6 protein-coding genes and 1 pseudogene are annotated in these 7,728 nt (G+C 76.2%); 1 reads left to right on the forward strand and 6 read right to left on the reverse strand.

What is annotated here, in order from left to right; genetic code table 11:
• The first annotated feature begins 211 nt into the window (after nucleotides 1-211).
• The gene (locus MHY85_RS19175) at nucleotides 212-619 is read left to right on the forward strand and encodes a PPOX class F420-dependent oxidoreductase (protein WP_239199630.1); all 408 of its coding nucleotides are present in this window, start codon (nucleotides 212-214) and stop codon (nucleotides 617-619) included.
• A gap of 73 nt (nucleotides 620-692) precedes the next feature.
• Here the strand turns inward: MHY85_RS19175 and MHY85_RS19180 are convergent, their stop codons facing one another.
• From MHY85_RS19180 to MHY85_RS19205, 6 genes and pseudogenes are all read right to left on the reverse strand, one after another.
• Entirely contained in the window at nucleotides 693-1,316 is a 624-nt protein-coding gene (locus MHY85_RS19180) for an N-acetyltransferase (RefSeq protein ID WP_239199632.1), read from the reverse strand.
• Between the two features lie 58 nt (nucleotides 1,317-1,374).
• A complete protein-coding gene (locus MHY85_RS19185; RefSeq protein WP_239199634.1) occupies nucleotides 1,375-2,517 on the reverse strand; it encodes a GNAT family N-acetyltransferase in 1,143 nt (380 codons plus the stop codon).
• Between the two features lie 158 nt (nucleotides 2,518-2,675).
• Nucleotides 2,676-3,887, reverse strand: coding sequence for an alpha-hydroxy acid oxidase (locus MHY85_RS19190; protein ID WP_239199636.1), 1,212 nt, complete (start codon nucleotides 3,885-3,887; stop codon nucleotides 2,676-2,678).
• A gap of 27 nt (nucleotides 3,888-3,914) precedes the next feature.
• Nucleotides 3,915-5,966 (reverse strand): bifunctional aldolase/short-chain dehydrogenase, encoded by a 2,052-nt coding sequence (locus MHY85_RS19195; protein ID WP_239199639.1) that lies wholly within the window; start codon nucleotides 5,964-5,966, stop codon nucleotides 3,915-3,917.
• A gap of 646 nt (nucleotides 5,967-6,612) precedes the next feature.
• Nucleotides 6,613-6,816 (reverse strand): hypothetical protein, encoded by a 204-nt coding sequence (locus tag MHY85_RS19200; RefSeq protein WP_239199641.1) that lies wholly within the window; start codon nucleotides 6,814-6,816, stop codon nucleotides 6,613-6,615.
• Nucleotides 6,817-6,875: 59 nt separating this feature from the next.
• Nucleotides 6,876-7,728: pseudogene (locus MHY85_RS19205) on the reverse strand (hypothetical protein); the annotation flags it as partial.

The raw sequence follows: 7,728 nt of genomic DNA on the forward strand, positions 1-7,728 counted from the left end.
GTGCGTCATGGGGCGGGTCCCTTCCTGGCGTGCCGCGGGAGCGCGGGGGGCCCGTCGTCGTCGGTCTCGGCCTCGATCGTCGCAGATGCCCGCCCGCGGGGTCGCCACCCGCGCCGGATGGTGCATGCACCCCGACGGGTCCGCGGGCGCCGGCCGCACCGGGTGGGCGACACTGGGTCGGCCCGCACCGTCCCGACCTGGAGGTCCACCCGTGGCCACGCCCCCGCTGCCGTCCGACGCCGTCGCGATGCTCCGCCGCCCGAACCCCGCCGTCATGGCCACGCTGCGCTCCGACGGCACGCCCGTGTCCGCCGCCACCTGGTACCTGTGGCGCGAGGACGGCCGGGTGCTGCTCAACCTGGACGGCTCCCGGGTGCGGCTGCGGCACCTGCGCCGGGACCCGCGCGTGACGCTGACCGTGCTGGACGCCGACGACTGGTACACCCACGTGACCCTGGTCGGCCGGGTCGTCGAGATCACCGAGGACACCGACCGCTCGGGCATCGACAGCCTGTCGGAGCACTACACCGGCCACCCGTACCCCGACCGGGAGAGCCCGCGGTTCTCGGCGGTCGTCGAGGTCGACCGCTGGCACGGCTGGGGCGCGCACCAGAGCTGAGCCGCGGCGCCCTCGCGCCGAGGGGGGACGCGACGTGTCGGGAGCAGTCCCGGCTACCCGCCCGACGCGCCGGCTACCCGGCGGCCGACGGGGTGACCGGCTCGCGCAGCATCGCCCACGGACGGGGGCCCTCCACCGGGACCTCGCCGGTCGCCACGAAGCCGAACCGCTCGTACAGCCGGCGGCTCGCCTCCGTGGTCGCCTCGAGGTACGCCGGGAGGCCGGCCGCGTCCACCGCCGCCAGCCGGTGCCGCAGCAGCGCGGAGCCGACGCCGAGCCCGCGCGCGTCCGGGCCGACGGCGATCTCCTCCAGGTACCAGTGCGGGGCGCGCGGCCGGTGCCGCTCGTAGCGGGCGGTCTGCGCGAGCGCCGTCGGCAGGTGCCGCGGGCCGATCGCCCGGACCACCGCCGGGAGGTGGCGCAGCCGCGTGCGCAGCGGCGCCTCCGGGCCGGGCCGGTGCCACACGGCGACGCCGACCGGCGGCCCGCCCGGCGCGGTGCGGGCGACGTCGACCGTCCCCGCCGGGAGCGGGCCGGACCGCAGCTGCGCGGTGTGCAGGGCGACGAGCCGGGCGGTCCGGTCGCGGTCGCCGGGGATCATCGCGCGGATCACCGGGTCGTCCCCGAGGGCGTCGGCGAGCAGCCGCGCGCACGCGGCCGCCTCGTCGGGTCGGGCGGGCTCGACGACGACCGTCACGGCGGGGTCCTTCCGGGCGGGGGCGGCGGGCTGCCCCCAGCATGCCCCGACCGCCCGGCTACGTCGCAACTCCCAGCCGCCGGGCCAGCGGCACCGCCCGCAGCACGGCGCGCGCGGCGGGCCCGCGCGCACCTACCAGCAGGTCGACCTGCGGGCGCGCGGCCGGCCACAGCCGCGCCCCGACCGCGTAGTGCGAGCCGAACCCCGGGTCGACGAACGGCGCGTCCGTGGTGCCGAGGAGGTACGTCATGACAGCGAGCCGGCCCACCGACCCCGGGCTGAACCGGCGGAACCGTTCGTCGTACGCGTCCAGGAGCCCGAACCAGCCGCCGCCCGACCGGACGTGGAACCCGGCCCAGACGGTCTCGCCGCCGGCGGTGAGCCGCAGCGCGGCGAGGTCGCCGTCACGGCGGAACGCGGCCACCATGTCGCGGAACCAGCGCTCGTCCGCGGCGTCCAGCCCGAGCGCCGCGCCGCCCCGGCTCGGGTCGCCCTTCCACCCCGCGGCCTGGAGCGCGACGAACCGGTCGACGGCCGCCGGGTCGTCCGACTCGTCCCGCAGCTCCAGCGGCCCGCCGAGCTCCCGGGCCAGCCCCCGCGCCACCCGCCGCACGTTCCGGGCGTCGTCCGTGCGCAGGTGGGCCGTCGACAGCGGCGGGTCCGCGACCACCCCGTCGACGGGTGCCGGCACGGGCACGACGTCGAACGCGGACCGCGGCGCCCAGGCCCCGACGTCGCGGCTGCGCTCCAGCACCCGCATCCGCCGCCGGGCCGCGACCCGGTCGAGCACCTCGGCCAGCGGCCCCTCCGCGGGGAACCGGCGCAGCAGCGCCAGCCCGGGCAGCCCGACGGTCGGGCCGCCGCGCAGCAGCGCGTCCAGGGCCTCGGCCGGGCGGTCCCGGCGCAGGAGCGGGTGGTGCCGGTCGCACTGCGAGGTCATGAAGGCGCCGCCCGTCGTCAGTGCCCGCACCGGCAGCCGCGGCGCGACCCGCTTGGTGGTGACCGCGAGCGCCCCCAGCCAGGTCCCGTCCTCCACCGCGGCCAGCACCCGGACCTCGTGCGTGTCGGGCCGCGCGCGGGCGCTGAGCAGGAACCGCGGGTCGAGGCACATGTTCGGCGCGAGCGCCTCGGCGGCGAGGCGCTGCCAGGCCCGCGCGTCGGCGTCGGCGACCTCCGCGAGCGGGATGAGCCGGATGTCCATGGCCCGACGGTAGGGCGGGATTTGCCCGTTTTGTCCCGATCGGTGGGTGAACCGGGCCTCGCTCACCCGGCCGGCCCAGCCGCGCCGCCTCCGGCTTCCGGCCCCGCCCACGCGGATCAGCGAGGGCGAGGCCGGCAGCGGTGGGCCGGGCCTCGTCGCTACGGCAGCCGCACGTGCTGCGGGCCCAGCTGCGCGACGGTCCGCACACCGAGCAGCGCCATCGTGCGCCGGACCTCGCGGGTGAGGATCTCCGCCGCCCGGTCGACGCCGCGCTCACCGCCCGCCATCAGCCCGTACAGGTACGCCCGGCCCACCATCGTCGCGTCCGCCCCGAGCGCGAGCGCGGCCACGACGTCGGCGCCGGACAGGATGCCGGTGTCCAGCCACACCTCGGCGCGGTCGCCGACCGCCTCCCGCACGTCGGGCAGCAGCCGCAGCGGCACCGGCGCCCGGTCGAGCTGCCGCCCGCCGTGGTTGGACAGCACGATCGCGTCCGCCCCGGCGTCGACCACCCGGCGCGCGTCCGCGACGGTCTGGATGCCCTTGATCACCAGCGGTCCGTCCCAGGACGCCCGCAGCCACTCCAGGTCGGCGATCGTCATCGTCGGGTCGAACAGCTTGTCGAGCAGGTCCGCGACGGTCCCGCCCCAGGTGGACAGCGACGCGAACTCCAGCGGCCGCGTCGTGAGCAGGTTCAGCCACCACGCGGGGTGCATCCCCGCGTCCAGCACGGTCTTCACCGACAGCGCCGGCGGGATAGAGAAGCCGTTGCGGGTGTCCCGCAGCCGCGCGCCCGCCACGGGGACGTCGACCGTGAGCTGCAGCGCCTCGAACCCCGACGCCTTCGCCCGTGCCATCAGGTCCTCGCCCGCGGAGCGGTCCTTCCAGACGTACAGCTGGAACCACTTGCGGGCGTCCGGGGCCACCGCGGCGACGTCCTCGATCGACGTGGTGCCCATCGTGGACAGCGCGTACGGGATGCCGCGGCGCTGCGCGACCCGCGCGACGGCCCGCTCGCCCTCGTGGTGCATCATCCGCGTGAACCCGGTGGGGGCGAACGAGAACGGCACCGCGGCGGGCCTGCCGAGCATGTCGGTGGTCGTGTCGATCTCGGAGACGTCCTGCAGGATCGACGGGTTGAACTCGAGCCGGCGGAACAGCGACCGCGCGCGACGCAGGCTGATCTCCGCCTCGGCGGCGCCGTCGGTGTAGTCGAACACCGACCGCGGCGTGCGGCGCCGGGCGACCGTCCGCAGGTCGGCGATGGTCAGCGCGTCCTCCAGGCGGCGGCGCGTCGGGTCGAGCCGGACCGGCTTGGGTCGCAGCAGCGGCTTGAGCTCGGACCACTTGGGCAGCTGGCGCTCGGTCATGTCGCAGATCCTCCCTCGGGCCGCGGCTCAGCGCAGGAACGCGGCGGCGACGCCGGAGTCGACGGGCACGTGCAGGCCGGTCGTCTGCACCAGGTCCGGCCCGGTGAGCGCGAACACCGCCGCGGCGACGTGCTCGGGCAGCACCTCCCTCTTCAGAAGCGTGCGCTGCGCGTAGTACGCGCCCAGCTCCTCCTCGGGGACGCCGTAGGTGGCGGCGCGCTGCGCGCCCCAGCCGCCCGCGAAGATCCCCGACCCGCGCACCACGCCGTCCGGGTTCACGCCGTTGACCCGGATGCCGTGCTCCCCGAGCTCAGCGGCGAGCAGCCGCACCTGGTGCGCCTGGTCCGCCTTGGTCGCGGAGTACGCGACGTTGTTCGGGCCGGCGAACAGCGAGTTCTTCGACGCGATGTACACGATGTCCCCGCCCATGCCCTGGGCGATCATCGCCCGCGCCGCCTCCCGCGAGACCAGGAACGACCCGCGGGCCATCACGTCGTGCTGCAGGTCCCAGTCCCGGGTCGTCGTCTCGAGCAGCGGCTTGGAGATCGACAGGCCCGCGTTGTTCACGACCAGGTCCACGCCGCCGAACGCCAGCACCGCCTCGCGGACGAGCCCGGCGACGGCGTCCTCGTCGGTGACGTCCGCACGCACGGCCACGGCGACGTCGGGCCCGCCGAGGGACGCCGCCACCTCCTGCGCGCCCTCGAGGTTCACGTCGGCGACGACGACGCACGCGCCCTCCGCGGCCAGCCGCTCGGCGATCGCCCTGCCGATGCCGGACCCGGCCCCGGTCACCAGCGCCACGCGGGTGGCGAGCGGCTTCGGCCTCGGCATCCGCGCGAGCTTGGCCTCCTCCAGCGCCCAGTACTCGATGCGGAACTTCTCCGACTCCGGGATCGGGGCGTAGGTGCTGATCGCCTCGGCCCCGCGCATCACGTTGATCGCGTTGACGTAGAACTCCCCGGCCACCCGAGCGGTCTGCTTGTCCTTGCCGAACGAGAACATCCCGACACCCGGCACCAGGACGATCGCGGGGTCCGCGCCGCGCATGGCCGGGCTGTCCGAGGTGGCGTGGCGCTCGTAGTACGCCCGGTACTCCTCGCGGTAGGCGGCGTGCTTCTCGCGCAGGTGCGCGACCACCTCGTCCAGCGGCGCATCGGCGGGCAGGTCCACGACCAGCGGCGAGACCTTCGTGCGCAGGAAGTGGTCCGGGCACGACGTGCCGAGCGCGGCGAGCCGACCCAGCTCCTCGCGGCCGACGAAGTCCAGCACGACGTCGGCGTCCGTGAACTGCCCGACCTGGGGCCGGTCCGTCGAGGCGAGCCCACGGATGACCGGCGCCAGAGCCGCCGCCCGGGCGCGTCGCTCGGCGTCCGGCAGCGGCACGTACCCGGGGCGGACCGCGCCGAACGGGTGCCGGCCCTCGGCGGCCAGCGCCTCGGTGCGCTCGGCGATGAACCGCTCGGCGGTGCGGATGATCCGCAGCGACCGCTCCTCGGCCTCCTCGGACGTGTCACCCCAGGCGGTGATCCCGTGACCGCCGAGGACGCAGCCGATCGCCTGGGGGTTCTTCTCCTTGATCGCGGCGATGTCCAGGCCCAGCTGGAACCCCGGCCGCCGCCACGGCACCCACACCACCGCGTCGCCGAACACCTCGCGGGTGAGCGCCTCGCCGTCCGCCGCGGTCGCCAGCGCGATGCCCGCGTCCGGGTGCAGGTGGTCCACGTGCGCCGCGTCGACCAGGCCGTGCATCGCCGTGTCGATCGACGGCGCGGCACCGCCACGGCCGTGCAGGCAGTAGTCGAACGCCGAGACCATCTCGTCCTCGCGCTCGACCCCCGGGTACACGTCGACGAGGGCACGCAGCCGGTCCAGGCGCAGCACCGCGAGGTTCTTCTCGGTCAGCGTGCCGAGGTCGCCGCCCGACCCCTTCACCCACAGCAGCTCCACGGGCCGCCCGGTCGCCGGGTCGGTGTCGGTGCCCTTGGCGGACGTGTTGCCGCCGGCGTAGTTGGTGGTGCGCGGGTCGGCACCGAGGCGGTTCGAGCGCGCGACCAGGTCGGCGGCGGGGTTGGACATCGTCGTCTCCGGCTCGTGGGGGATGAATCGATTCACAACCTAGGTGGGTCGAAGGTTCCTCGTCAACGGAGGGCGTCGGTGACGGTGGGTGAGAGGCGCGAGGTGCGGCGTGACACGCGCGGTGTGGCGCGACGCCCGAGGTGCGGTGTGGGGCGCGCGGTGTGGCGCGACGCCCGAGGTGCGGTGTGGGGCGCGCGGTGTGGCGCGACACCCGAGGTGCGGTGTGGGGCGCGCGGTGTGGCGCGACACCCGAGGTGCGGTGTGGGGCGCGAGGGTGGGGCGCGAGGTGCGGTGTGGGGCGCGAGGTGCGGTGTGGGGCGCGAGGTGCGGTGTGGGGCGCGAGGGTGCGGCGCCGGGCGCGAGGGTGCGGCGCGGGACGCGAGGGTGCGGCGCGGGAGGCGAGGGTGCGGCGCGGGACGCGAGATGCGAGATGCGCCGCGAGAGCGCGGAGCGGCGCGCACGCGACGCAAAGGGGCCGAGCGGCGCACACGTGCGGCGCCCCGCACGGGTGGGCGGGTGAGCAGGCCCTGCGGGCGGCGCGGGCAGGACCAGGTTGTCGTCGTCGCTCCGGCCCGCGGTCTCGCTCACGCGGCGGTCCTTCGGCGCGCGGAGGCCCCGGGCTGGGTGCGCGGTCCCGAGCCCCGACCTAGGGCGCGGGCCAGGCGGCGATCGCCAGGGGCACGAACAGCAGGGCGGCGACCGTCGCGACGGCGAGGTACACCCGGAACGTCCTGCGGCCCGCAGCCGATGGCGGTGCAGTGGGGAAGCGTCGCCGCAGCCACAGGATCACCCCGAACCCGACGGCCCCGACGACGACGAACGGGACCGCGAGCACCACGATGTCGGCCATCCTGCCTCCTTCGCTCGGCAACGGTGCCACGGGCGGACGCCGGCCGCGCGATGGGCGCGTCAGAACGGTGGGGGTGCGTCGTGGGGGTCGGTGGTGGCGTCGTGGGTGTGGCCGGTGCCGGGGCGGGTGAGGTACCGGTGCCCGGCGGGGGTGATCCACTCGAACAGCCCGGGGGCGATCTGGCGCAGCCGGAACCCGCCGTCGGTCTTCAGGCGGTGGTGGCGGTGGCACAGGGGTCCGAGGTTGTCGGCGTCGGTGCGGCCCAGGGGTTGGTCCGGTGGGTCGCCGGGCCTTCGGTGGTACTCGATGGTGTGGTCGAGGTCGGCGCTGCGGGCCGGGACGGTGCACCCGGGTGCCACGCAGGTGGTGTCGCGGGTGCGGACGAACTCCACGAGCCCGGCGGGTGGTCGGTAGCGCTGGCGTCCAATGTCGAGGACCTGGTGGGTGGCGGGGTCGGTGATGATGCGCCGCCAGATGCCGCCGTCGGCCAGGGCGCGGGCGCGCACGGCGTCGATGGGTCCGTACCCGTGGAGGTCGGCGGGGTGGTCGTCCAGGCCCAGGAGGGTGGAGGCGGCGATGGTGAGGTTGACCTCGGCGCCGGGGCGCCCGGCGCAGCGGGTGCAGCTGCGACGCGCGGCGGTGCTGCTCGATACGGCGGTGGACGCGGGCACGGGCATCGGCACGACCGCGGTCGGGGCTGCCTCGGTCGAGGTGCTGTCGGGCGCGGGCTCGGTCTGCGCGGAGGCGGTGGATGCGGGGCGGGGCGCGGGCTCGGTCGGCGTGGGCTCGGTCGGCGTGGCCTCGCGGGGTGCGGCACCGGGTGTGGGCGTCGACGGTGCGAGGTCGGGTGCGGGCTGGTTCGCGGTGATGCCGTCGGGTTGGGTCACCGGGGTGAGGGTGGCGGTCGGGGTG

The sequence above is a fragment of the Cellulomonas sp. ACRRI genome, from assembly GCF_022346185.1.
Classification (GTDB): domain Bacteria; phylum Actinomycetota; class Actinomycetes; order Actinomycetales; family Cellulomonadaceae; genus Cellulomonas.